The organism is Methanocaldococcus jannaschii DSM 2661 (assembly GCF_000091665.1).
Classification (GTDB): Archaea; AGJL01; Methanococci; order Methanococcales; family Methanocaldococcaceae; genus Methanocaldococcus; species Methanocaldococcus jannaschii.
In genome coordinates this window covers 57,544-82,990 of record NC_000909.1, presented here as the reverse complement: position 1 = coordinate 82,990, position 25,447 = coordinate 57,544, and the positions used below count along the sequence as shown (strand labels likewise).

The window sequence follows — 25,447 nt, the reverse complement described above, 5'->3', positions numbered from 1 at the left end:
ATATACTATTATTATACTCTTTTATACATCTTTAACAGCAAGTAAAGAAACATCGGAGCTCCTAAGAAAGATGTTAAAATCCCAACTGGCAACACTATCGGAGCAATTATTGTCCTTGCAAACGTATCAGCAATAAGCAATAAAACAGCCCCAAACAATGCAGAGATTGGAATTAAAAACCTGTAATCTCCTCCAATGCAAATCCTAACTATATGTGGGCAGATTAAACCAACAAATCCAATTATTCCCAAGAATGCTACATTTACTGATGTTAATAATGAAGCTACAAGCATGCCAATCAATCTTGTCCTCTCTGTATTAACTCCTAAGGATTTAGCTGTCTCTTCTCCAGCCTCTAAGGCATTGTAATCCCACCTTTTATACATGAAATATATTAAAGAGGGAATCATAACTGCAGCCATGATATAAATCTCTGTCCATATAGCTCTTCCCAAGTCTCCAAAAGTCCAATAAACCATTGCCGCCAACTGCAAATCATCTGCAAAGTATTGGATGAGCATAGTTCCAGCTGTAAATAGAGAGCTCATAGCAACTCCAGCTAAAATCATGGCCTCTGGAGTTAATCCCCTCAACTTAGCAAGTAATAAGATTACAACAACACCAATCAAAGCCCCTAAGAATGCAAAGATTGTTATCATGTATGGGTTGTTTATAAATATTCTTCCAGTGCTCTCAGCCCCTCCAAAACCAAACATGATTATGGCAAAACATGCACCAAACATTGCTCCATGTGAAATTCCCATCGTAAATGGGCTTGCCAATGGGTTTCTTAAAATGCACTGCATAACTGCCCCAGCTACAGCTAAAGACATTCCAGATATTATTGCGGCAAATATCCTTGGCAGTCTGATATTCCAAATAACTAAGTTTATATCATCTTTTCCATAACCCATTAAGGCATTTACAACCTGATTAACAGTTAATTTATAGTCTCCTACGCATAAGGCATAAATTGAGCTTAAAAATAAAGTTATAAGTAAAATAATCCCAAAAATTATCTTCTTTTTTGTATATAACTTATATTTCTGTGGGATGTCCATACTATCACATTTTTTGAATTATTTTAAAGCTTTTTAGCAACAATCATCTTTGCTGGTGAATTATCTTTAAATCGAAGCGAATCCGAAGGATTCGCTGACTTACGAAAACTCGAAGAGTTTTCGTCAAGTCCTAAAAGTTCTGACATATCAACAACTTCCAAGATTTTAAAACCTAAATCTTCTAAGTATTTTAAATAATCATTGAGATTTAAATCTCCTTCAAATGTGTATCTTATTTTACCCTTCTTAAGCCCTTCTGGTTTAGAGAAGTTCCATTCCATGTTGTTTATATAGTCTTCAATACCCTCTTCCTTATCTGGAAAGAATTGCTTATTTATAAATAAACCTCCTTCATTTAAGGCATTATAAACCTTCTCTGCAATCTTTGGATTTTTTCCACCTGGATTATATGAGCAGAATATTATATCGTAGCCCTTTCCGATATCATCCTTATAAAAATCTCCAGTAATTGTGAAGACGTTTTTTGCATTGTATTTTTTGATAAATTTTTTGGTTTCTTCAATAACATTTGGTAAATCAAAGACATAGCACTTTAAATTTCTGTTTAACATGCTAAATCCAATTGCATACAATCCATGTCCTCCAGCCAAATCAAGAAGTTTTTTGGCGTTTTTAAACTCCTCATATTTTGCCATGTAATTTAAAACCTTCTGCAACTCCCAGCACTTGCATTCATCTGCCATTCTCCTAACAACCTTTGGAAAAAAGTTATCAACATCCATATTTGAGCAGTTGGATTTATTTTTTAAAATATCAGCTAAATTTTCCCAATTTTTAATATTCTCAAAATAGCTGTATATTGGATTGATTATGCTATAATTTGAATCCTTTTTCAGATAGATGTTGGTTATTTCAGCATTTTTGTAATAAATTCTTTCACTTACAACTTTACTCTCAATTAAATCTAATTCATTAAGGATTTTTAGCATATACTCCATTAAAATCAAATCAGCGTCTAAAATCTCTGCCAATTCCTTAGCAGTTTTAAAACTGCTTAAATACTCAAATAAATTTAAATCAATAGCTGTCCTCAACAAATAAAAAATCCTTGCTTTTGAATAAACTTCATCAAAAAGCTTCAATATCTTCTCTGGGCTTTTATCTGGAGATTTTAAAAGCATTTTATCACCAAAATAAAAATTATAAAAAATTAAAAATTAGCTGCTAAACTCTAATTTCTTAAATCCTCCCAATTTCTCTTTCATCTCTTTATAAACTGGCTTTCCAACCAAGAAGGTAAATATCTCATCTGCTTTTTGTTCTGGGTCTATATCTTTAAATCTATCTGGATAAACTACTTTTCCTATATAATAAGCATCAGCAAGAGCTGTTCCTATATTTGTTGTGTAGAAGTTATATGGCAATAAACCATAAACATCTCCATTCTTAAATGCCTTTAATGAGTTGTAAAATTCTTTATTTCTCTTATAGTCTTCAACAACTAACTTCAATCCTCCTTCATCAATGAATATTATATCTGGATTCCATTTTAGAATTTGCTCCTTAGTAACAAATACATGCCCCTCTTTACCCAACTCATCTGCAACGTTCTTTGCATTAACAGCAACAAATGGTGGATATTTGCACTCAGTGCTGTCAATTCCATGCAGTCCTTTGTATCCAATACCTCCAACATAGACACTTGGCTTCTTATCGTCTGGAATATCTTTTGTTCTCTCATTTAAATCATTTTGGCAGTTCTTTATAAATTCAATAACCTCCTTAGCTCTCTCTTCTTTGCCCAATATTTTTCCTGCAAGCTCTAATGATTTAAATAAATCTTCGTTGTTGAATGTTGCCAACTGCCCATAGCTTAAAACAACTACTGGAATACCAGTTTTTTGCTGTAATGCATCAACTTCATCCTTTGGCATGTATGTAACAAATATTACATCTGGTTTGACCTGAATTATAGCCTCTGGGTTTGGTTTTGGACAAGGCCCTCCTTGCCCTATTGTTGGTAAGTTAGCAAGCTCTGGATGTGCAATTCTATAAGGTCTTGTCCATGGAGTCCATTTCTTCTCAGTATCTTCAACTCCAACAACCTTATCCGTTGCGTTTAGATAGACAATAAGTCTTAAACATCCTGGACCACAGCATACAATCCTATTAACTTCTTTAGGCACTTCAACCTCTCTACCATACAAATCAACAACTTTTATGGTGTTAGGAGCTTCACTTGCAGTTGGAGTTTGTTTTTCTATATTCTGCTCCATACATCCACAAAACCCTACGGCAATAATTAGAATTGTTAATAAACCTATTAATTTCTTTAACATATTGTCACCATTTTAGGCTATATGATATGAACAAAAATTTTTAATATCTAATATATATTTTTCGGTAGTTTATCAAAAATAATCGTTAAAAATACATCAATATTCATAAAAATTATATAAAAAATAGAAAAAAGTTATTTAGTTAAAATCTCTACAACATCTTTAATTTCAGATAATTCAGCATTTAACTCCTCTCCCATTAATCCACATTTCATAATCTCCTTATTGTTTGGAATAACTGCAATAACCTTATCTTTATTGACATTTTCAAGAATTAAATCTTTTGTCTCATCATCTACCTTATTAACTATGAAATAAACCTTCTTACCCAATTTCTCTCCAATTTCCTCTATCTTCTTAGATAATCTTATTGATTCATAGGTTGGGTCTATAATTGCAATAATAACATCACATCCTCCCTCAACCCCTCTACCAAAATGCTCTATTCCAGCTTCAGTGTCAACGATAACAACCTCTTTATCCTTCAACTTTAAAGATTTTAAAAACTCTCTTAACAAAGCACCCATTGGACATGCACAACCTTCTCCAAAATCATGGATTTTTCCAATTGCTAAAAGTTTGATATTATCTTTCTCTACTAAATACTCTTTTGGTAAAGAATCTATAGATATCTCTCCCTCAAATAACTCAACTTCTTTACCATCCATTTTTTCTCTCAACTTCTTCATGAACTCCTTTCGTCCTCCAAGATACTCTATAAAGTCCTTTGGCAAATCCATACCAAGCAATTTATGCAAACTTAGATTAGATTCGTCTCCATCAATAACCAAGACATTATGTCCTTTTTTAGCAAACTCCTTTGCCAATAAAGTTGTTATAGAGCTTTTTCCACAGCCTCCCTTTCCACAGATAGAGATTTTCATACCTCTCCCTCAGTCTGATTTAAATTTAATTAAAACCTAATATCTTATTTAGTATAAATCTTTTTCTAACAAGTGGAGGAACATACACTGGTCTGAAACTATGCCAACAGCTTGATTCTCTATCTCAAAGTCTCTTCCATTAATATTATTTTATCTAAAACTTTTGATAAAATGTTTGAATCTATTATTATGCCCTCCAATTAAAATTTTAAAATTAAAAATAAAGTCCAAAAAATAAAACTTAAAATAAGATAATAAAGATTATGCTGCTGGAATGATTAAATCTCTCTCTCCAGCTGGCTCAAACTCTCTTAGAGCCCCTTTAGCTATACATTTTCTTGGCCACTTGAAGTCAAATATCAAGTTGTCGTCAGCAAACGCTACCTTAATTATTGGGTTTAAGCAAAATGCATCTCCCCTTGCCGCATGGGGAGCTTGGGCAATTCCAGCATACTCTGGCTGATGTCCAACGTTCATTGCGTAGTTTGGATAATTTGGTCCTCTACATTCATGCAATAAACCTTCATCACTTCTGATTGATAGTGAGTTAGCTGCTCCACACTGGTCTTGTAAGTCATAACCATAGAATCCTAATCTGCTGTGATACTCCTTATGTAATATCTGGCTTAGATACCATCCATTAATTCCAGCATTTGAGTTTCCTGTTGCAAATGCTACTGAACATCCTGCTGCTGCCGCTGTAACCCCCGCTCTTTGTGACCCACCAAAGTGGTCTTCTAATAAAGCTGGATACTCATCATACTGCTCTAATCCATATAATGTAACTTCAGTTGCTATATCTTTAACAACCTCCATGCTTGGCTTAACTCCACATAATCCATACTTCTTCTCAACATAGTCCATTCCATAATAAACAAAATCATCTAAGATGTCATCTGTGTATGTTGCTGACGCATACTGTGTAAATCCTACTCCTCCAGACATATAGCTTCCTAACCAAACTTGGTCATAAAAGGTAGCTGCTGCACCAATAACCTCCAATGTTACCTGTGCCGGGTCATCTGAAACTCTTGAAGTCTGTATTATGTCAGCGAATATTCCAAATGGCACCCCTCCTGGTTCATTAGGCCCTCTTGCTCTTCTTGCTGGCAGTATCATACCCATTTGAATGACATCAGCGTGCTTTGCAGCGTATGAGAAGTCAGCGATAGCAGCTTCTCCAGCACATAACTTATAGGCAGTAATGAAACTCATCCCTATTTGCATAGCACTCCATCTTGAAACAGTCCCTCCATCACAGCATCTAACAACTATTGTAGGAACCCTACTTACTTGGTAAGTCCTATTTCCAATATATTTCTTAATTTGCTCTGCTTGTTCTTCTGGGAATTCTTTATTTATGTCTATTAAAAATCTCTTGTCAATTTCATCAGCTAATTCATCATTTCCTGTGAATATCTTAGCGTAACAGTCCCAAACTAAACCTGGATGGACTTCAACCATGTGCTCTTGGACAACAGCTCCACCTGGTAAAGCGTGGTTAATTGTTTCCATGTATTCGTTAATTGTTTCTGGTGTAACCTCTACCCCTAATCTCTTCTCTAAGACAGCGTGAGCTGTATCCATCCCTACAATAACAGTTCTCTTAATATCATCAACCAATTGCTGTATTGCTGCGTTATTACAGAAGTGTAAATCATCCCCTTCAACAAATGCATCAGTTCCTGATATTTTGTAGGTCATTAACTTTCTCTGCCCTAATGGAACCCCAATGTCTGGGTTGTAGAATGGAATTCCTCCTCTCTTTTCAATTAATTTTTGAGCAAATTCAACAAACTCTCTTTTTCTTGCTGACTGTCTCCATCCTCCAAATATATAAAATTTGGTGTATTTTTCTTTTGGGTCTTCTTCAAACTTTTCTTTTAAAGCCTTTAGGAAGAGTTTTTTCTCAACATCCATTATTCTTCACCTAATCTCTTTTTCAAATCTTTTTTAAATACTTCTAAACCAAATCCTCCTTTTGTTCTTGCCTCATGGATTATTTGAACAACTTCTAAAGCTTCTTTATCTTCTCTCATTCCGATGTTATCCTTTCTGTAAATTGTTGTTATTTTTGCCAAATAATCGTGTGGTAATGGCTCTCCAACATCTACTGGCTCATCCAATGGTCTTCCAACCTGGTCTTTAACATACAAAACGTGTCCTGTCTTTTCATCATAGATGTATCTCTGCAAACCATCGAACATCAAACCGTTTTCATCCAATCTTAATGAGTGCCCGTGGACAGTAGCTCCTCTAATTCCACAAGTTGCCGGGTCGAAGAACTCTGTGTCAATTAAGAAATTCTTGGAGATTTTTTCTAAGTCAAGCTCTCTCATCTCAATAACTTGCCTTCCTGATAGTGTTCCTGTATCAATCCCTCTAAATCTCCACATGTATGTTCTTGCCCTATCGTAAGGCTGAGCTGGAGCGTTATACATCGAATCAGCGAACTGGATGTATCTAACTCTAACTCCTTCTTTAGCCCCCTGAATCGGCTCAACAATATCTTTAATTGGGTCTTCTTCAAAATCCATCTCTTCCAATGGTGGATGAACCGTCTTATAACTTTCTCCAGGGTTTCTATGCCCCAATATTTTGACTATCTCATCATCTGGAATGTCTCTCAGCTTTTTTAACTCAACCTCTGGATTCATGTGCTTTCTTCTATTCTCAGCAATTAAAGTATTTCCAGGATAAAATTGTGGTTTGTATGCCATCCAATCACCATTTTAAATTACTTTTTCTTTCTCTTTAACCTCTACAGCACCTTCAGCAACATACTTTAGTGGTTCTCTTAAGTGGTCAATAGCACTATAAACAGTTCCTACTAATGCTGATGTTCTTTCAACTGAGAACATTTGAGTTCCTGCGTCTAAACACATTGCAGCTGCAGCACATGGGATAGCAAATCCTTTTGAGTGTCTTGTAACGACGTGGTTTCCATGGAATGTTCCAGGCCCTCCTCCTCCATATATTGAGTGAGAGAAGAATGAGAAACCAACTGCTGTCCCCTCTGCCCTACCAAAATCAACGCTTGGCAAACCAGTTTCGTATTCTAAGATATCGTTGTAGTAGAGGACAGTTGAAGCTACTCCTTGAGCTGCCCTTGCTGCCCCAACATTAACAATAACTGCAGCAACTAAACCTGACGCAGCATAGGCATTCCATAAAGCCCAATCAACTGGTTCATAAACGGTGAAACCAGAAGGCATTGTTTTTAATGGTCTTATGACCCCATCCTCCAAAGCCCTTTCAACAACTGAAGCAACTACAGTTCCAACTGTTCCATCCTTTCCGTTTTCCTTAACAAGCTCATAAGTTAAGTTGTTGGCATTTAATCCCTGAAATGCTAAACCTAATAAGTGCAATCTTTCAAATGCCCCTAAAGCATCTCCCGTTTCAAACATTGCGGTCTGCTCCAATATTGATGCCAAAGCAACAGCATTCAATGTTTTTTTCCTTGTAACTGCTACAATATGGTTTGCCATAATATTTCTCAAACCATAACCTAATCCTTCCAATAAAACTGGAGGTCCTAATAATGTAGCGATATTAGCACCATGGAAATCTACTGTCTGTGGGTATCTCCCCATAACTGCTGTTTTTACTACAGGAGCGTCAAACATATCTACATCAAAGGCATCAACAATTGCCTGAACAGTTGCTCCTCCTCCAATCAGCGCTGATACTGTGTAATCAGCAGCTACTCTCAACCTCTTTGATGGCAATTGTAATAGTAATTGCTTACCTCCGTTGATTAACTTAACAACTGTGTCATCATCTTCTTCAATTTGAACCATTCTTTTAATCTTTTCAGCAATAATTTCAGCGTTTTCTACAATTGGTAAATCTAACTCTCTCCCTGGACAGAAACATGCCTTTCCTCCAACAGCTCCAGTCTTTAAAGCGTTTTCTATTCCTGCCAAGTTTATAGCAACGCTCCTCTTAATGTCATTGACTATTTTCTCAATTGTTGGGTTCTTTAGAGGACTTATCGCTTCTAATGGAACATTTTCCTCCAACAACTTTCCTCTTTCATCATACAAATCTATTCTATCTTCATAATGTAACATTACCAACACCAACCTTTTTGTTAATATATTACTACAGCTATAGAAAATGATAGTAATAGGTATATAAAATTTTCTATTTTATCCTAAAAATTACTAAAAAATGTTAAAATAATAATATTAAAATGATAAAATTAAAAAAATCTTTAAAATCTTTAAAAAAATTTTGAATTCCTCACAGAGGTGAGCCCTATTCAATAGAACTTACGCATTTTTTTGAATCATAAAGAAAGCCTAAAAGTATCATCAATAGCAAATAGAGTATAGCCTCTGCGTAAGTTCCATTGTGGGAGTGATTCCTATGGCATACTCCATATAACAAAATTCATCATATATAATATTTTCGGTTTAATTTTTAATATAAAATTTTATCTTAGATTAAAATATTCATAACATAATATTTGTATATTTAAATTAATCTTTAATAGCAATATTTTTATAAAACATCGTTATTAATACTATCCAGAAAATAAATATTACATGTGATATCATGGAGCGGATTTCATTAACCATCGAGAAAAATCTATTAAAGGAAGTTGATGAAATTATTAATAAGGAAAGAATATCCCGTTCAGAATTTATAAGAAGAGCTTTGGAATACTACGTAAAAAAATACGACTGGTTGAGTAGAATTGAATCAAAGATTGGTGAGATAACCGTTATATATAACTCAAAGGCAGTTGAAGACATCGTTAAATTGGAAAGCCAATATAAGGATATTGTAATTATATCCCTCGAAATTCCATTTGAAGGAAAAATTATTAGGATGATTGCGATTAAAGGGCAGAGGGATAGGATAATAGAATTTACAAATAAATTGAAAGGTATTAGTAGCGTTGAACTTGCTCAACTAACCACAATCAGCATTGAGTGAAATCATGCACAAACTTGAAAAGATTAGGGAGGAGTTAAACTCATATTTCTTAGAAAGAAGGGAGGAGATTGATATAGCCTTAACTTCTATCTTAGCAAATGAGCATACTGTATTCTTAGGAAATCCTGGAGTTGCAAAATCACAATTAATTAGGGCTATAGCTTCCCATATAAACGCCAACTACTTTGAAAAACTTATAACAAGATTCACAACCGAAGATGAGTTATTCGGCCCTTTAAGCATTAAAGAGTTAAAGGATAATGACAGATTCGTTAGAAAAACATCTGGTTATCTACCAACTGCAGAAATAGCATTCTTAGATGAAGTTTTTAAGGCTAACAGTTCAATATTAAACGCTTTATTATCAATAATCAATGAAAGAATTTACCACAATGGAGATAAGATTGAGAAAGTGCCTTTAATTAGTTTGTTTGGTGCATCAAATGAATTGCCAGAGGAGAATGAGTTGTTGGCATTCTATGATAGATTTTTATTTAGGAAAGTGGTTAGAGGGATAAGAAGCTGTGAGAATTTAGTAAAGCTCATTAAATTAGATGAAGAGTATAAACCAAAAACTACCATATCAATAAAAGAACTTAGAAAGATGCAAGAAAAAGCTAATGAAGTTGATATAGAGAATATCATTGGATATTTGGTAGATATAAAGAAGAAATTATCCCAAAACCACATCTATATTTCAGATAGGAGATTTAAAAAGTCAGTTAAAGCTATTAAGTGCTTCGCCTATCTAAATGGTAGAAGAGAGGCAGAAATTGAAGATTTAGAGATATTGAGACATATATTTTGGGATGATATAGATGATATCTTAATTGTTTCAAAGGTAATATTTGATATAACAAACAAATATGCTGAGCAAGTGCTGGATAAGGCAGAAATTATTAAAAATCTCAAAAATGAACTTAAGTACATAGATATTAAGAAAATTGGAGAGTGTAAAAAAGATTATAACAAGTTAATTGAAATTCTCTGTAAGATGGCATATATAAGATTAGAATTGAAAAAAATAAGGAATGAAGCTATAATAAACAAAAGAAAAACTGACTTTATTGATGAGGTAATTAAAGAGACGGATGAATTTAATAATTATATTGAAGGGATTTTAAATGAACTGTGAAGAATATAGAAAGAAATTAAAACTAAATTATGGAAATAGAGAAAAATTAAAGGTTTTGAAGGAACTATATCAAATGGAAGTTGATGAGATAACAAAGTTAAACATTTTAGATGATGTTTTTGAGTTATTGACATCAACGAAGGAGAGGGGGTTTGAGGATATAATATCTACACACTACACTTCTGACTCAAAGAATAAGGCTATTATATATTATTGCATAAAAATTATAGAAAAAGTTGGCATTAAATATCCAAATTTGGTTTATATTTATATTCCTTATTTAATAAAACTCTTAGATAGTGAGTTTGAATGCATTAGATTTGCAAGTGCTGAGGCTTTGGCAAACATCCCTTCAAAACTAACAATCTATGCATATCCAAAACTTATAAAGAAATTGGATAATGAAGTTTATGCCAAAGTGCTGGTTAAGTTAATCATGAAATCAGATAATAAGGAGGCAATTTTATTAAAACTTTTTGAAAATTTTAACGAATATTCTCTCTATGTGATAAAAGAGCTTTATAAATATGATAAGGAGTTAGTTTATGAATTTATCCCATTAATTTTAAAAGAGTTTGGAAATAATGGTTTATATAGTTTTTTGCAAAAGTAATTAAAATTATAAAGGAAAATTGAACGCCTTCAATAAGAAGGCGTTCATTATAACCTTATGTATTTCAAGATGTTTGCAAAAAACTATAATTATGATGCAAGAGATAAAGGCTGATTAACAAATACATTTTCCTCAATTCTGAATTGTTGAGCATAGCTAACTAACTTAGGAAGAGATTTCATCAAATTCTCTACTATACTTACAGATATAAAGTCTGGGATGTTATCATAATCATTTTCAGTGCTTATCTCTCCTTCAATATTTGCTTCAAAGGAAAAGTCTCCATAAGCTTTGATATTACAAACAAAGTTGAATTTTTTTGCGTCTAATTTTTTATACTCAATGTTCCAATCAACATCTAACTCTACCGTTTTATTCTTAGGTATTTTTATTGGGGGCTTTATAGATATACTTAAGAGATTAACCTCCATACTCTCACCGTGTAATACTTTTATACAAGATAGTATATATATTTTATGATTTATTTTAGATTTAGTATTATGGTGAAAGAATGATTAGATATGACAAATATGATAAGATGGTTTGGGAGGGATGTAAGAATAAGATTACCTTCCATTTAAGTGAAAGAGAGACGGAGATAGTGTTTTATCTCTTCTTTAAATATGAAGTTGAAATTTTGACTGAAACTGATTTAATCAAAAAGATTGTGAGGGATAGAAGATTTAAGAATGTAAAATCCATAACTACGTTGGATGAAAACTATTCTTTAATAGCCACTGAATTCTTTTGTGAGAAGCTTAAGGAGTTGAAAGAAAAGGGCAGAGAAGAGGATATAAGTGAATTGTTGGATGAGCTTGAGAGTTATATGGAAAATATAACATCATCTTTTAGTTCTTTTGGTTCTGGTGAGGGATATAAAAGCTATACAGACCCAAAGAAAAAATTAGAATTGACTGAAAAATTATTAAAAAACAACAAACTTAAAGAATTTATGAAAGTTTTAGGAAAGTTTAAAAGAATGGCTATAAAAAAGTATAAAACGAAGATTAAACACTTCTCTGGAGAGAAGTATTCAATAAACTTGGGAAATAATTTAATAAACTTATTATCATCAGAATACAAAAACTTTGCTGAAGAGATATTGTTTGTTGATTTATTGAGAAGATATAATGAAAATAAACCTCTAAATTATAAAATATTGGAGAATAATGAAAACTGCGGGGATTTTGTTGTTTGCTTAGATTTAAGTGGCTCTATGAGAGGAAATAAGGAGATTTGGGCTAAAGCAATAGCCTTATGTTTGATGGATATATCTTTAAAAAGAAATAAAAGATATATATCAATTTTATTTGATGATGGAGTTAGAGATATAAAGATTTATGAAAAAAAGGTATCTTTTGATGAGATTTTGGAATTTGCATCCGTGTTTTATGGTGGAGGGACAAACTTTGAAAAACCTTTAAGAGAGGCGTTAAAGTTTAATGGAGATATTGTCTTTATAACAGATGGAGAGTGTGAAGTCTCTTTAGAGTTCTTAGAGAAGATTAAGGAGGAGAAGCAGAGAAGGAAGATAAAGATTTACTCTATCTGCATAAACACAAAACCAACAGTTAGTTTGAGGCAAATATCAGATGTATCAGTAACAATTTATGAGCTAACGTCAAAAACAGCAGAAAAGGTGTTTGATATGTTGATTTAACAAAAGTTATAAATTTGCAATCTCATATAGATTTAGAATAAAATAATCAACATAGAGGGATTGATAATGAAATTCTTTGATAGGGAGAGGGAGATTAATGAAATTTTGGGCATTTTGGATGAAACTCCAGATAATATCTACTTCATCTACGGCCCTATAAACAGTGGGAAAACTACTCTAATGATGGAGATAATCAACAGATTAAAAGATGACAAAAAATATAGAATCTTCTACTATAATCTAAGAGGAGTTAGAATATCATCTTATAGTGATTTTTTTGATATAATGTTTGAAATTAGGGAGGATAACAAATTTAAACAGATGGTAAAAGATGCTGATGTTTTAGTTGAAGGCATCAAATTTATAGAAAAAACAGCAAAACTGTTCAATGAGAGCATTATTCTCCCTTCTGACTTGGCAAAAGTTATTCTATCCAAACAGAAGGGTTTTGATGTTTTTAGATACTTGGAGAGAGTTTTTAGAGAGATGAATAAAAAGGGTCTAAAGCCTGTAATTATTATTGACGAACTGCAGAGATTAAAAGGATTGAAATCTAATGGAGAGTTGATAGATGATTTATTTAATTTTTTTGTTAGATTGACTAAGGAATTGCATATAACGCACTGTTTTTGTTTAAGCTCTGATAGTTTATTTATTGAGTATGTTTATGATAGGGCTGAACTCAGAGGGAGAGCTGACTATATATTAGTGGATGACTTTGATAAGGAAACTGCCTTAAAATTTATGGATTTTTTATCTGAGGATATTTTAGGCAGGAAACTTTCTGAGGATGAGAAGGAGCTAATTTATAGCTATGTTGGTGGGAAGCCAAAGGATGTTTATGATGTGATTATTAAGCTAAAGCTTGGTAAGGAGTTAAAGGATATCTTGGAGTTCATGCTCAAAGAAGAAATCCAAAAGCTAAAATACTTCTTAGAGGATGTTAAAGAAGATGATGAAGAGCTTTATAACAAAATAGTTGATGCATTGAAGATATTTAAAGAAAATTATGAAATTGAAGATATAAAAATACCTAAGAATATTAGAGAGTTTTTAGTTAAGAAAAATATATTGTTTTTAAATCCAATAGAAGGGACATTAAAGCCTCAAAGTTTTTTAGTATGGAATGCTATAAAGAAATTACTGAATGGACATTAATTGGGACTGAAAGTCCCAACTTAATGGACGAGTTTTGATGAAACTTTTACTAAAAGTTTCCTTTAAAGCCTCAAAGTTTTTTAGTATGGAATGCTATAAAAAAGTTATTATAGAGCTTTGTTTGATAAAGAAGGGGTGTTTCTATGAAATTCTTTGATAGAGAAAAGGAGATTGCTGAAATACTTCATATATTAAATAGAGAGCCAGATGACGTTTATTTTATCTACGGCCCTATAAATAGCGGTAAAACTGCCTTAATCAATGAGATTATTAACAATAGGTTGGACAAGGATAAATATGTTGTGTTTTATTTTGATTTAAGGGAGATTTTTATTTCTAAGTATGACGACTTCATTGAAGTTTTATTTGAAGAATATGAGGGAAATAAAAAGCCAGTAGAAATTATAAAGAGTTTGATAAAGGACGTTCCTTCTCTATGTGGTATTCCAGCACCAAAAAATACATTAGAAGAAATCTTGAAGAAAAAGACAACTAAAAATGTCTTTAGATATATAACTAAAGTATTAATGGATATTAAAAAAGAAGGGAAACAGCCAATTTTAATTATAGATGAATTACAAAAGATTGGTGATATGAAGATTAATGGATTCTTAATCTATGAGTTGTTTAATTATTTTGTTTCTCTAACAAAGCATAAGCATCTATGTCATGTTTTTTGTTTAAGTTCTGATAGTTTGTTTATAGAGAGGGTTTATAATGAGGCGATGTTAGATGGTAGGGCTAAGTATCTATTGGTGGATGATTTTGATAAAGAAACTGCCTTAAAGTTTATGGATTTTTTAGCTAAAGAGAATAACATCAGCTTAACTAATGAAGATAAAGAGTTAATCTATAATTACGTAGGAGGGAAGCCAAAGGATATAAAATATGTTGTTGAAGAAAGCAATTTTAAAGATTTAAAGGAAGTTTTAGATTACCTGTTAAATGATGAGATTTCTAAATTAGATATGTTTTTAGAAATTTTAGATTATTCAAAGCCAAGGGTAGAGGTTGGAAATGAAGTTATTGAGATAAATAAAGAAGATATCATTAAAGCATTAAGATTATTTAAGGATAAGTATGAGATACCTAAGAAAGATATTCCAACACCAGTTTATGTTTACTTAGTTAAGGAGAATATTTTATTTTTAAATCCGCAAAAGAGAATTTTAAAGCCTCAAAGTTATTTAGTCTGGAATGCTATAAAGAGATTGCTATAATTTTAATCCCTACTTGTAGCTTTCAATCTATTTTCATTTAACAATAAATCTAAAGCATCATTTATATCTTTAACAACTATATCAGAGCTTAATATCGTTTTACTCCAAGCTCCTTCATCTCCAATAACGCAGATGCCTAAATCAGCATTTTTTAATAATAGTTCATCGTTATTTCCATTTCCTATAGCAATAATTTTTTTGTTGGGATTTTCTTTTTTTAACTCTTCTAAAATTTTTAATTTAGCTATCTTTTCACTGCCGTATTTCTCTCTATCTACCTTCATACCTTTGACATTTAAGCTTTTAGCAATATCGTTTAAAGTTCCGAAGTATCTGCCGATAAAATATATATTTCAGCTCTTTCTTTTAAAATAGTTAATCTCTCTTTAACTCCCTCTTTTATCTTCCCATCAGTAGCTATTGTTCCATTTAAATCTAAAAGAATAATCATGGTATCAGCCGAATCTGTTTTTTCTATTTGAATTAAGAAAAGAGATATAAAAATGTAGCCATTAGAATTTTTAATAGCTTAGGGATTTTTATAAGCTCCTTCTCTTCTACTTATCTTTCTAATTATTATTATTCTATCATCCCATAAAACAACATATTGAACTCTAAATTTTCCAATTCTAACTCTATAAACCTCATCACTGCCTTTTAATCTTTTAATATCAAATTTTTCTTTTGGAATGGGATTGGTTTTTAATGTTTCTATTAGTTCTTTAAACTTCTTTAAGTTTGAGGGAGGCAAATCCTTTAAATCTTTTAAGACTCTTTTATGTATCTCAACGTTAAACTTCATAATAATCCCAATTCTTTCAAAGCCTCTTCTGCTGGCACAGTCTCTTTTTTATCCAGAGATTTTTTAACATCTTCTATAATTTCTTCATAATCCTCTTCAAATTCCTCCTCTGGAATAGCTAATGCTTTCAATTTTAATAACTTTATTTCTAATTTTTCAATCCTTTCAGAGATTTCATCTCTCAATTTTTTCAATTCATTCAATTCAGTTTCTATTTGTGCTATCTCTTTGTTTATATTGAGCATAGTTATCCCCTTATTTGTCTTATTTTAATTCTTAAGTAGTTTATAATATAAAAACTTTAATCTCTTGTTATCATCGTCCCAATACCCTCCTCTGTAAATATCTCCAACAACAAAGCATGAGGAATCTTTCCATTTATTATATGAACGCTCTTAACTCCATGCTCTAAGGCATATAAGGCACTTTCAGCCTTTGGAATCATCCCTCCCTTTATTCTTCCATCTTCTATCATTTCTTTTAGTTCTGAAGCTGTTAATTTTCTATGCAACGTCTCTGGATTATTTATATCATCCATTATTCCATCAACATCTGTTATTAAAATAAGCTTCTCCGCCTTCAAAGCTCCAGCTATGTCTCCAGCAACGGTATCGGCATTTAAATTATATGCCTCTCCCTTCTCATCCAAACCAATTGGTGATACAACTGGGATGTAGCCGTTGTTTATCAAAATCTCTAATAGTTCAGTATTAACCTCAACTGTCTCTCCAACTCTACCTAAATCAACCTCTATCTCCTCCCCTTTTTCAGTTTTTATTTTCTTTAATTTTTTCTTGGCTAAAATTATCCTTCCAGATTTTCCAGATAGTCCAACAGCCTTTCCACCAAACTTTGATAACTTTGAGACAATGTCTCCATTAATCTTTCCGGCTAAAACCATTTCAACAATATCTAAAGTTTCTTCATCAGTAACTCTCAACCCATGGACAAACTCTGGTTTCTTCCCCATTTTTTCCATTGCTTTGTTGATTTCTGGACCTCCACCATGAACTACAACTGGATTTATTCCAACATACTTCAACAAAACAACATCTTGAGCAGTCCAATTCTTTGCCTTCTCATCAATCATCGCATGCCCGCCATACTTTATGACAAAAATCTTCCCATAAAATTTCTGTATGAATGGAAGAGCTTCCATTAAAATCTCTGCCTTTTCAATCATCTCTATCATGTCCATCCCCATAAAACCTTTTAAGTTTATGAGTGGATAAAGGAATTATTTAAAATTTATCAAACAATAACTTTAAATAATAGAAGCCGTAACTAAGGTAATTAATAAAAATTAAGATTTTAGATAAAACGAGATTTTTGGTAGTTGGTGAGATAAGATGCCGAATTATCATGTGACTTTACAAGCTGCATATATTGTGAGAAACGTAGATGATGTTGAAGACGCTATAAGCGTAACTATATCACAAATAGGGAAGATGTTGAATAAAGAAGGATTGAACTATGTAGATATAGACATTGGATTAACTATCTGTCCGAAATGTGGAGAGTTGGTAGATTGTGTTTTAGTTGTAGCAAGAACAGCTTTGGTTGGTGTTTTACTATCTATGAAGGTATTTAATGCTGAAAGTCCAGAACATGCTATTAGAATAGCTAAGGCAACAATTGGAAAAGTTTTAAAAAATATTCCATTAGAGCCCGTTGATGTTGTAGAGTTAGAAAAATAAAAAAAATTAATTAAATTTTAAATTAAATTAAATTTTATAATTTTATCCTTTTTTAAATCCCAGTCCGAATCCTATTAGGAAAGATGTCCCAAACGAAAATGAATGGATAAGTCCAATAATCTTATCTCCAAACACCAATAACGAATTTTCAAGATTTCCAAGTAATGCTGAAAACGCTTCCTTATTAATGCTAATAACTCCTATTTTAGCCAAATAGAGCAAAGATAATATATAAATCCCTATTAAGAATGCCACTACTTTTATAGCCTTTTTTGCAGCCCAGCCAATAACAAATCCAATAATAAATCCGCTACCTATATCTGGAAGAAACTGTGAGAAGTCCAAAATAATCACCCTATATAAATAACTTATCTAAAACTAAAAAGATTTTCTTTAATTTGGTATATAAAAGTTTCTTTGTGGGAAGTGATAATTATGAAGACATACATTGGAAAGATACATTTAAAATGGTGTAAAAATTGTAATGTCCCATTATTAGGGAGAGTTTGTGAAGTTTGTGGCTCAAAAGCTGAAGAAGTAAAGCTAACTCCACCAGGAGACCCAAGATTGGGATTTCAGTATGACATGGATTTTATAAATAAAATTTTGGAAGAAGAATTTGGAGCTAAAAATGTATTAAATGGAAAAATTATTTTGTTAAATAAAATTCCTGGTAATGAGGAGGCTTATGAGATTATAGTTGATGGAGAAGTTAAATATCTGATATATTTTGATGAAGATAAGGAGAAATGGAAAGTTAAGCTAAAGTTAAATGGAGCAAAGGATTTAATGGAAAAAGGAGCTTACAAAAAAATAATTAAAATAAAGAATGATGTTGTAGAATTTTTAAAAAATAGAAAGGGTTCTGTTTTAAGACCTGGAATAGTCGAATTTACGGATGATATTGAAGAGAAAGATGATGTGATAATAGTTGATGAGAATGACAGAGTTGTTGGTGTTGGATTAGCTGTTGTTTCCTCCGAAGATATAAAAAACATGGAGAAGGGAAAAGTAGTTAAGGTTAGATTTTTTATTAAAGATAATGAAGATTATAAGCCTGGAAAGATTTATGATAACTTAGAAGAGGCATTCGATTTAATGGTTAGAGCTAATGAGGGAGTTATAGATAATTATGAAAGAAATGCTATTGGATTTATAAAAAATACTTATGAAAAAATTAAAAAACCCGTTATGGTTGCATTCTCTGGAGGAAAAGATAGCTTAGTTACTTTAATTTTAACATTAAAGGCTTTAGGTAAAGACATAGATGTTGTGTTTATAGACACTGGCTTAGAATTTGAGGAAACACTAAAAAACGTTGAAGATGTTGAAAGACACTATGGTATTAAAATAATTAGGCTGAGAGGAGAGAATTTCTGGGAGAAAGTTAAAGAATACGGCATTCCAGCAAGAGATTATAGATGGTGTTCTGAAATCTGTAAGTTAGAGCCGTTAAAAAAGTTTATTGAAGAGAATTACGAAGATGATGTTTTGTCCTTTGTTGGGATTAGGAAGTATGAGAGCTTTAATAGAGCTACTAAAAAGAGAATTCATAGAAACACTTACATTAAAAAGCAGATAAATGCCCTCCCAATATTCCATTGGAGTTCTCTGCATGTTTGGATATATCTGTTGAGAGAGAAAGCTCCATACAACAAACTGTATGAGAAGGGATTTGATAGGATTGGCTGTTTTATGTGTCCAGCTATGGAAATGGGAGAGATGAATAAAATAAAAAGAGAATTTCCAAAACTTTGGGAAAAGTGGGAAAATGTTTTGAGAGAATATGCTGAAAAACATAACTTAGGAGAGGGGTGGATAAAAAAAGGTTTGTGGAGATGGAAACATAAAAGGCAATAAACTTTAAGCTTTATATAATGTTTCTTTATATGGAGGGAAACATTTTATAATTATTTCCTTACAAATAGTGAAATTTATTAATTATTTACTTAAAGTGAGATTATGAGGATTGGTGTTGTTATTCATGGACCTGAGATTATAGATAGTGGCTACGCATTAAAAATCATAAATTTACTGAAGAAATTTGGAGAGGTTAAGGCAAAGTTAGGAGGTACAATGGGAAGAGTTGCTGTTATAGACAACAATCTGCAAGATATTATTGATATATCTGAAAAATTGATGCCTTCCCAATCATTAAAAAAATTAGCTAACAATGATATTTTAATTTTAATGAACTATGGAAAATCTAAGATTACAGGGCATACATTTGGAAAAATCGTAGTTGAGAGAGCTAATTTAAATAAACCAATAATTCAGATTGAGAGACCGGGAGAAGAGGATGGAACTATAATTATTTGGAATGATGATAATTCAAAAATTGTTAAAGAAATAGCTAATTATTTATCAAAAGAATTAAATTTAAAGATTGAAAAATGTATAAGTAATGGCTTAGAGGTTTGGGAAAAAGAGGGGAGAGTTTTTAGAAAGGTTCATGGTGTTGATGTTGGTGAAGCAATATTGGTAAATGGCATTGTTGTTGGAAAAGCTAAGAGTAATGAAGTTATTTTAATTGCTGAGAATGGGAAGTTAGTTGATATTATTGGAGGAGAGTTAAAGGAAGGAGGAATTGAAAAATTAAAAAATGTTGATTTAAAAAAGGCAGTTATAAAAACCGGGATTTTGAGGAGGCATCCAACAAATCCAAAGATTGAGAGTAAAGAGATTGATGAAGGATATACAATCATTATAAATCATGCTGGAGAGGATGTTATAGAGATGATTAAAAATAAAGGCGTTGTGGCAGTGATTACAATTGGAGATGATACTACAACAATATGTGGAGATATATTGGCAAGATTTGGAATAAAGATTATTGGCATTACAGATGGGGATAGAGATGAGATATTAAAAAATCCAGTTATATTAAAAGGTTCAGTAATTTTTCTAATTAAAAATATGCGGGATGATGATGTTGGCAGAATATTAGAAAAAAATTTAAACCTTAACAAAAAATACTGCTATCAAGAGCTTTTAGATGAAGTTAAAAAAATATTTAATGATAATAATATTTGTTATGAAGAATTCGTTTATTAAATTTAGCCAATAATGCCTGAAGTTTTTAGTGAGATAATCAGATTTACAACAGTTAATGCAATTGTGATATATAGTAGCATTTTAGTTGAATTTATAGAGTTAATTATAGATTCTTGAGTTTTTGATAAGGATTTAATGCTGTTGCTTAAACTTTCAATCTTTTTGCTATGATGTTTTAAAGTATCTTCCATAAGGTTATATCTATTGCTTATTTTGAGTGAAGATTCCTCTAATGAATGTTTTATATCTCTCATTTCATTTTTAACAGCTATTATTGCGTTATGGGTATTTTCAACAGATTTTTTCATATTTTCTGCAAAATCTAAATATTCTTTTAATTTTTTCTCTAATTCATCCAATTCTGAAACAGATAGATTTATTCTCTCATTTGTTATTCTTAATCCATAATGTATTTCAGTGATATAGTTGTTAATTTCAGAAATTAAGTTATTAAGCTTTGTTATAATTTCATCTAATACAATTTCTGTTTCTAAAACGCTTGAAGAGCTCTTGTCGAGTTCTTCTATTAATTTATTAAGCCAATCAGCTTGTTTATCGTTCATCTTTATCACCTAAACGCCCCTCCCCACAAAAGTTATTTTCAATGCTCATTTAGAAAATTATCAATTTGTAGAAGGAGATTCTTTAATTTATCTTTTAATATTTTAGTTTTTTCAATTAACTCATCTAAATTTTTTCTGTTATCCTCTAACATGTCGTATGCTATTTTAAATTCCTCTATGGCCTGAGTTGCTGACTCCATATTTATAATTTTAAGTTTATCTGTTATTTCTTTTAATGTAGGGATTGATGACGCACAATTCTCAATTTCATTTTTTAAATTGTTAGATGTGCTTTCAATATTTTCAATAACTTTGATTAAATTTTCTAAAGGTTTAACAAATTTTTGGATAATCTCATTATTAGAAAATTTACCACTTTCACGATTTTTTAGAATTATTTGAAAGTTTTTTTCAATAATTTCTAATGTTTTATCAATGTTATCCAACATTTCCGCTAATTGTAATAGCACATTGGAGATACTTTCATTCTCTTTTTTGAATTCTCTGGCACTTCTTAGTAGTGATTTTATAGAACTATCCAATTTTATAAAAAGTTCATCATTTCTATTTTCCATTTGAAACACCCGAAATTCAATTTTTAATTAAGTTCTTTACTTAATAATTATATCATATTATAATTACTTATTTTTAGGTATCAACATCTCGCTAATTTTTGAATAGGGATGACTCCCTCCCTAATTGATATTATTTTATCATCCTCTATTTTAATAATTGTAGAAGGTTTTGAATATTTGCATTTTCCAATATCAATAACATAATCTACTTTTTTCAACACTTCTTTATCTATCTCATCCACAGTAGTAGGGCTTTCTTTTCCAGAAATATTTGCTGATGTGGTTGTTAAAGGAACTATAGAAAGCTCTCTAATAATTGGTTCATCTGGGATTCTTATCCCAATATAATCTTTAGCTACAATATCTGGAATACCTGGTTTTTTCTTTAAAATTATCGTTAAAGGTCCTGGAAGAAATTTATCAATAATTTTTTTAGCTAAATCATTTACATAAGCGTATTTTTCAATCTCATTCTTATCTCTAACACATATTGATAGAGGCTTGTTGAACTCCCTCCTCTTTATATTATAAACTTTTCTTACTGCTTTTTCATTTAAAGCGTTTGCTGAAATACCATATAAAGTGTCAGTCCCACAGATGACAATCTTTCCATTTAATATCTCTTTTTTTAAAAATTCTAAAACTTTTTTTCTCTCCTCTTCATTAAGTTCGTAGATTTTTATTATCTTGTTTTTTAGTCCCATAGGTTATCCCTTTTAAGCATCATAAAGTATTATTGCTCCATACCTACAAACTTTTAAACACTCCCCACACTTTGTGCAGTTATTTTCATTTTTAACAACAACTCTATTGTTTTTTATAGCAAAAACGTTATTTTTACAGACTCTATAACATGATAAACAGTTTTTACATTTGTTATAATCAATCTCAATTATTTTATTTGATTTCTCTTCAATTTTTTCTTTGCCTTTAAATATACCTAAAATTTTAGATAACATTATCTCACCTAAAATAAAAATAATAGCTTATCCAATAATAGCATGTTTTAAAGCCCATAGGGAAACCCTATTGGGATACCCCAACACCTCCTCGCTTACGCTCGGAGGTGTAAATTAAAGGATTTTAGTTTTATAATTTACCCAATAACAGCATGTTTCAAAGCATCTTTGCAGATACACTTTCTCTCTCCAAAGCCATAATTTATAAAGTCCTCAACAACTTTCAAAATTTTATTTTCCATCTCTTTTATTTTTTCCAAAACTTCATCAACTGTTAAAATATTTTTTGATATTCCACAGGCATAGTTTGTTATGTTGCATAGAGAGACATAGCACATCTCCAACTCCCTTGCTAAAACAACTTCAGGATATCCAGTCATTCCTACAACATCCCCCCAGTTTTTGTATATGGCTATCTCTTTTTTTGTTTCAAATCTCGGTCCTTCAGTGCAAACATAAACGCCTTCTCCATAAGAGAAGTTATTTTTATCTAATATTGATTTTAAAATATTTCTCAACTCTGGACAGTAAGGGTCTGTCATATCTATATGAACAACTTTTCCTTCATCGTAAAACGTCTCTTCTCTCTTCTTTGTAAATTCTATAAAATCATTTGGAACAAAAAACATTCCAGGCTTTAAATCTTCTTTTAATGAACCAACTGAATTTATAGCCAATATTCTTTCAACTCCCAACTTTTTTAAAGCGTAGATGTTAGCCCTATAGTTTATTTTATGTGGTGGGATGTTATGTCTTACTCCATGCCTAAATAACAAAACTACTTCGTTTTCTTTATCAATTATAACTCTTGCTTTCCCATATTTTGTATTTATAATCTCTTCTTTGTCTCCTTTTAATATTTCAGCTATTCCTGTCCCTCCTATTATACCAATCACACTATCACCAAAAATAACATGATTAAAAATAAATAAACTAAGTTTTATTTAATAACTTTAAAATAATTTTCTATGTTTTATTTAAAACCCATCTGATAAAAATTTTAATGGATATAATAGATATCCTGAAAAATAAAAATAGATTAAAGTTATAATGCCTCTTTTCCTTCTTCTTTTGTTCTTACTCTTACGACTCTTTCTACTGGTATGACGAAGATTTTTCCATCTCCTGGGTTTCCTGTTCTTGCATTCTCGCATATGATATCAATAACATTATCAACATCTTCCTCTTTTACAACCAACTCAATCTTAACCTTTGGAATTAAATCAACAATATACTCTCTCCCCCTATACCTCTCAACTATTCCACCTTGAACTCCCCTACCCTTAACCTCACTAACAGTCATTCCAACATACCCAGCATCAGACAAAGCCTTTTTAACAATCTCCAACTTCTCCGGTCTTATGATTGCTTCAACTTTTTTCATAATCTCAACCTCATTTTTATAATTTTACAAATTTGGTGGTTTTTAGATTAATTTGAATTTGGTAGTAATCATTTTTATTTTTATCTAAAAGGAAAAAAGATTCTTTATTCCTAAATAATAGGAAGGAAAATTCTTTCCTTAGTAAGTTATATATTTAAGCTTTTCCATTAGGGGAATTAGGAAGATGGGTAGTAGGTAAGATAATTCCTATAAAAGTGTTTGAGGTGAAACATATGGATGGTATTGATGTTTTCTTTTTTATGTGGGCAGCATCGTTAATATTTTTCATGAAGGCAGGGTTTATTGCGTTGGAAATAGGGCAGTTTAGGGCTAAAAACGTCTCATATCATTGTGTTTTAAAGTTGTTGGATTTAGCTGCAGTGTTTATCGCTTATTTGTTCATTGGTTATGGTATCTCTTACGGATTTGAAAATATAATGCCCTTAATAACAGGAACTTTTGATGCTGATTTGGGAGCTTGGTGGATGAAGATGGTTATGTTTGCCGCTGCTGCAGTTACAATTATAACAGGAGGAGTCGCTGAAAGAATTAAAATCTTACCTTACTTTATAGGGGCTTTGATTGTTGGAGGTATTTTGTATCCAATTGTTGAACATTTAGTTTGGGGAGGAGGTTTTGCTAATTTAGGAATAAACTTCCACGACTATGCTGGAAGTGGGGCAGTTCATTTATTTGGTGGTTTAGTTGGTTTAATGGCTGCCTATGTTTTAGGGCCAAGAATTGATAAATATATAAATGGAAAACCACAGGCAATTCCAGGGCATAACATTCCAATAGCTGTTTTAGGAGCTTTTATTTTGGCATTTGGATGGTACGGATTCAACATTGGAAGTGCTTCTGGCATAGCTAATGGAGTAGAGTTGGCAAGCGTAGCTATGGCAACAACAATGGCTTTAGCTGGAGGAATTATAGGGGGAGCATTAAGCTCAAGAAACGACCCTCTTTACACAGCAAACGGTATGTGTGCTGGTTTAGTAGCTGTTTGTAGTGGAGTTGATTTATTCACTCCAATTGGAGCGTTTATAGTTGGTTTATTAGCAGGGATTCAGCAGCCATTTACATACAAGTTTATTGAAGAGAAATTAAAGATTGATGACGTCTGTGCTATAGGGCCAGTTCATGCTATGAGTGGTTTGATTGGAGTTATCTGTGCAGGAATTCCATTCTTATTAAAAGCTGATGCAGTGTCTAAAGTTTCAATTACTGGGCAAATAATTGGGGCTATTGTTATTGCTTTAATTGCAATCGTTGGAGGATTAATTATTTATAAAGGGTTGGATTTAACAATTGGCTTAAGAGTCAGTGAAGAAGCAGAGAAAGTTGGTTTAGATACTGCAATATTGCAAACAACTGCATATTCAGAAGAATAAACTTAATAATTTTTTATTACGCATATTCCTTTTTTTAATCTCCA

General features: G+C 31.7%; 28 protein-coding genes and 2 pseudogenes. 11 read left to right on the top strand and 19 right to left on the bottom strand.

From position 1 onward, the window contains the following. Positions 1 to 11 precede the first annotated feature (11 nt). The 7 genes from MJ_RS00435 to mcrB form a co-directional block, all read right to left on the bottom strand. A complete protein-coding gene (locus MJ_RS00435; protein ID WP_010869579.1) occupies positions 12 to 1,061 on the bottom strand; it encodes a FecCD family ABC transporter permease in 1,050 nt (349 codons plus the stop codon). A 23-nt stretch (positions 1,062 to 1,084) separates the two neighbouring features. Next, positions 1,085 to 2,203, bottom strand: a complete 1,119-nt coding sequence (locus tag MJ_RS00430; RefSeq protein WP_010869578.1) for a methyltransferase — start codon at positions 2,201 to 2,203, stop codon at positions 1,085 to 1,087. A gap of 36 nt (positions 2,204 to 2,239) precedes the next feature. Next, complete coding sequence (locus MJ_RS00425; protein WP_010869577.1) at positions 2,240 to 3,361, bottom strand: iron ABC transporter substrate-binding protein; 1,122 nt, start codon at positions 3,359 to 3,361, stop codon at positions 2,240 to 2,242. A 134-nt stretch (positions 3,362 to 3,495) separates the two neighbouring features. Continuing rightward, on the bottom strand, positions 3,496 to 4,245 hold the full coding sequence (locus tag MJ_RS00420) for an ATP-binding protein (protein ID WP_010869576.1): 750 nt from the start codon (positions 4,243 to 4,245) through the stop codon (positions 3,496 to 3,498). A gap of 261 nt (positions 4,246 to 4,506) precedes the next feature. Then, a complete protein-coding gene (gene mcrA / locus MJ_RS00415) occupies positions 4,507 to 6,165 on the bottom strand; it encodes a coenzyme-B sulfoethylthiotransferase subunit alpha (RefSeq protein ID WP_010869575.1) in 1,659 nt (552 codons plus the stop codon). After that, on the bottom strand, positions 6,165 to 6,965 hold the full coding sequence (mcrG, locus tag MJ_RS00410) for a coenzyme-B sulfoethylthiotransferase subunit gamma (RefSeq protein WP_010869574.1): 801 nt from the start codon (positions 6,963 to 6,965) through the stop codon (positions 6,165 to 6,167). Before mcrG ends, mcrA begins: the two co-directional genes overlap by 1 nt. Before the next feature lie 12 nt (positions 6,966 to 6,977). Then, positions 6,978 to 8,321 carry a coenzyme-B sulfoethylthiotransferase subunit beta gene (mcrB, locus tag MJ_RS00405; RefSeq protein WP_010869573.1) on the bottom strand — a complete coding sequence of 448 codons (1,344 nt, stop codon included), beginning with the start codon at positions 8,319 to 8,321 and terminating at the stop codon, positions 6,978 to 6,980. A 487-nt stretch (positions 8,322 to 8,808) separates the two neighbouring features. On the opposite strand from mcrB, the gene MJ_RS00400 reads away from it, so the two are divergent. The 3 genes from MJ_RS00400 to MJ_RS00390 are packed head-to-tail and all read left to right on the top strand — an operon-like array spanning position 8,809 to position 10,940. Continuing rightward, positions 8,809 to 9,192, top strand: coding sequence for a CopG family ribbon-helix-helix protein (locus MJ_RS00400; protein ID WP_010869572.1), 384 nt, complete (start codon positions 8,809 to 8,811; stop codon positions 9,190 to 9,192). Between the two features lie 4 nt (positions 9,193 to 9,196). Continuing rightward, positions 9,197 to 10,327 carry an AAA family ATPase gene (locus tag MJ_RS00395; protein WP_064496385.1) on the top strand — a complete coding sequence of 377 codons (1,131 nt, stop codon included), beginning with the start codon at positions 9,197 to 9,199 and terminating at the stop codon, positions 10,325 to 10,327. Continuing rightward, positions 10,317 to 10,940 carry a hypothetical protein gene (locus MJ_RS00390; protein WP_010869570.1) on the top strand — a complete coding sequence of 208 codons (624 nt, stop codon included), beginning with the start codon at positions 10,317 to 10,319 and terminating at the stop codon, positions 10,938 to 10,940. Before MJ_RS00395 ends, MJ_RS00390 begins: the two co-directional genes overlap by 11 nt. Positions 10,941 to 11,029: 89 nt before the next feature. Here MJ_RS00390 and MJ_RS00385 read toward each other — a convergent pair whose 3' ends face one another. After that, positions 11,030 to 11,371 carry a hypothetical protein gene (locus MJ_RS00385; protein WP_010869569.1) on the bottom strand — a complete coding sequence of 114 codons (342 nt, stop codon included), beginning with the start codon at positions 11,369 to 11,371 and terminating at the stop codon, positions 11,030 to 11,032. 80 nt (positions 11,372 to 11,451) lie between these two features. Between MJ_RS00385 and MJ_RS00380 the strand changes: the two genes are divergently transcribed. The 4 genes and pseudogenes from MJ_RS00380 (at position 11,452) to MJ_RS00370 (ending at position 14,978) form a co-directional block, all read left to right on the top strand. Then, entirely contained in the window at positions 11,452 to 12,600 is a 1,149-nt protein-coding gene (locus MJ_RS00380) for a vWA domain-containing protein (protein WP_010869568.1), read from the top strand. A 66-nt stretch (positions 12,601 to 12,666) separates the two neighbouring features. Further along, the gene (locus MJ_RS00375) at positions 12,667 to 13,758 is read left to right on the top strand and encodes an ATP-binding protein (protein WP_064496384.1); all 1,092 of its coding nucleotides are present in this window, start codon (positions 12,667 to 12,669) and stop codon (positions 13,756 to 13,758) included. 62 nt (positions 13,759 to 13,820) lie between these two features. Next, a pseudogene (locus MJ_RS09910) lies at positions 13,821 to 13,871 on the top strand (hypothetical protein); the annotation flags it as partial. A gap of 30 nt (positions 13,872 to 13,901) precedes the next feature. Continuing rightward, the gene (locus MJ_RS00370; protein ID WP_010869566.1) at positions 13,902 to 14,978 is read left to right on the top strand and encodes an ATP-binding protein; all 1,077 of its coding nucleotides are present in this window, start codon (positions 13,902 to 13,904) and stop codon (positions 14,976 to 14,978) included. Between the two features lie 2 nt (positions 14,979 to 14,980). Here the strand turns inward: MJ_RS00370 and MJ_RS00365 are convergent. From MJ_RS00365 to argB, 4 genes and pseudogenes are all read right to left on the bottom strand, one after another. Beyond that, positions 14,981 to 15,429 (bottom strand): annotated as a pseudogene (locus MJ_RS00365) (HAD family hydrolase). 78 nt (positions 15,430 to 15,507) lie between these two features. Then, positions 15,508 to 15,780 carry a type II toxin-antitoxin system RelE family toxin gene (locus MJ_RS00360; protein WP_010869563.1) on the bottom strand — a complete coding sequence of 91 codons (273 nt, stop codon included), beginning with the start codon at positions 15,778 to 15,780 and terminating at the stop codon, positions 15,508 to 15,510. Then, on the bottom strand, positions 15,777 to 16,025 hold the full coding sequence (locus MJ_RS00355) for an antitoxin (protein ID WP_010869562.1): 249 nt from the start codon (positions 16,023 to 16,025) through the stop codon (positions 15,777 to 15,779). The genes MJ_RS00360 and MJ_RS00355 overlap by 4 nt, the downstream gene beginning before the upstream one ends. A 56-nt stretch (positions 16,026 to 16,081) precedes the next feature. After that, entirely contained in the window at positions 16,082 to 16,972 is an 891-nt protein-coding gene (argB, locus tag MJ_RS00350; protein WP_012980040.1) for an acetylglutamate kinase, read from the bottom strand. A gap of 157 nt (positions 16,973 to 17,129) precedes the next feature. On the opposite strand from argB, the gene MJ_RS00345 reads away from it, so the two are divergent. Beyond that, positions 17,130 to 17,477, top strand: coding sequence for a DUF555 domain-containing protein (locus tag MJ_RS00345; protein WP_010869560.1), 348 nt, complete (start codon positions 17,130 to 17,132; stop codon positions 17,475 to 17,477). Between the two features lie 42 nt (positions 17,478 to 17,519). Here the strand turns inward: MJ_RS00345 and MJ_RS00340 are convergent, their stop codons facing one another. Beyond that, a complete protein-coding gene (locus tag MJ_RS00340; protein ID WP_010869559.1) occupies positions 17,520 to 17,831 on the bottom strand; it encodes an FUN14 domain-containing protein in 312 nt (103 codons plus the stop codon). Positions 17,832 to 17,912: 81 nt separating this feature from the next. On the opposite strand from MJ_RS00340, the gene MJ_RS00335 reads away from it, so the two are divergent. Together MJ_RS00335 and MJ_RS00330 are read left to right on the top strand one after the other, a co-directional pair. After that, on the top strand, positions 17,913 to 19,337 hold the full coding sequence (locus MJ_RS00335; protein ID WP_064496383.1) for a phosphoadenosine phosphosulfate reductase domain-containing protein: 1,425 nt from the start codon (positions 17,913 to 17,915) through the stop codon (positions 19,335 to 19,337). Between the two features lie 102 nt (positions 19,338 to 19,439). After that, on the top strand, positions 19,440 to 20,531 hold the full coding sequence (locus MJ_RS00330) for a DUF2117 family protein (RefSeq protein WP_010869557.1): 1,092 nt from the start codon (positions 19,440 to 19,442) through the stop codon (positions 20,529 to 20,531). A 2-nt stretch (positions 20,532 to 20,533) separates the two neighbouring features. Here the strand turns inward: MJ_RS00330 and MJ_RS00325 are convergent, their stop codons facing one another. The 6 genes from MJ_RS00325 to glnK1 all read right to left on the bottom strand — a co-directional run bounded on the left by MJ_RS00325 (position 20,534) and on the right by glnK1 (position 24,012). Then, positions 20,534 to 21,094, bottom strand: coding sequence for a hypothetical protein (locus MJ_RS00325; RefSeq protein WP_064496382.1), 561 nt, complete (start codon positions 21,092 to 21,094; stop codon positions 20,534 to 20,536). A 38-nt stretch (positions 21,095 to 21,132) separates the two neighbouring features. Further along, a complete protein-coding gene (locus tag MJ_RS00320; RefSeq protein ID WP_064496381.1) occupies positions 21,133 to 21,669 on the bottom strand; it encodes a hypothetical protein in 537 nt (178 codons plus the stop codon). An 80-nt stretch (positions 21,670 to 21,749) separates the two neighbouring features. Then, positions 21,750 to 22,373 carry an L-threonylcarbamoyladenylate synthase gene (locus MJ_RS00315; RefSeq protein WP_010869554.1) on the bottom strand — a complete coding sequence of 208 codons (624 nt, stop codon included), beginning with the start codon at positions 22,371 to 22,373 and terminating at the stop codon, positions 21,750 to 21,752. 12 nt (positions 22,374 to 22,385) lie between these two features. Next, positions 22,386 to 22,628 carry an ATP-binding protein gene (locus tag MJ_RS00310; protein WP_010869553.1) on the bottom strand — a complete coding sequence of 81 codons (243 nt, stop codon included), beginning with the start codon at positions 22,626 to 22,628 and terminating at the stop codon, positions 22,386 to 22,388. A gap of 137 nt (positions 22,629 to 22,765) precedes the next feature. Then, positions 22,766 to 23,524 carry an S-methyl-5'-thioadenosine phosphorylase gene (mtnP, locus tag MJ_RS00305; protein ID WP_010869552.1) on the bottom strand — a complete coding sequence of 253 codons (759 nt, stop codon included), beginning with the start codon at positions 23,522 to 23,524 and terminating at the stop codon, positions 22,766 to 22,768. A 149-nt stretch (positions 23,525 to 23,673) separates the two neighbouring features. Beyond that, entirely contained in the window at positions 23,674 to 24,012 is a 339-nt protein-coding gene (gene glnK1, locus MJ_RS00300) for a P-II family nitrogen regulator GlnK1 (protein WP_010869551.1), read from the bottom strand. 233 nt (positions 24,013 to 24,245) lie between these two features. Between glnK1 and amt the strand changes: the two genes are divergently transcribed. Continuing rightward, positions 24,246 to 25,403 (top strand): ammonium transporter, encoded by a 1,158-nt coding sequence (gene amt / locus MJ_RS00295; RefSeq protein WP_064496380.1) that lies wholly within the window; start codon positions 24,246 to 24,248, stop codon positions 25,401 to 25,403. The last annotated feature ends 44 nt before the right edge of the window (positions 25,404 to 25,447 follow it).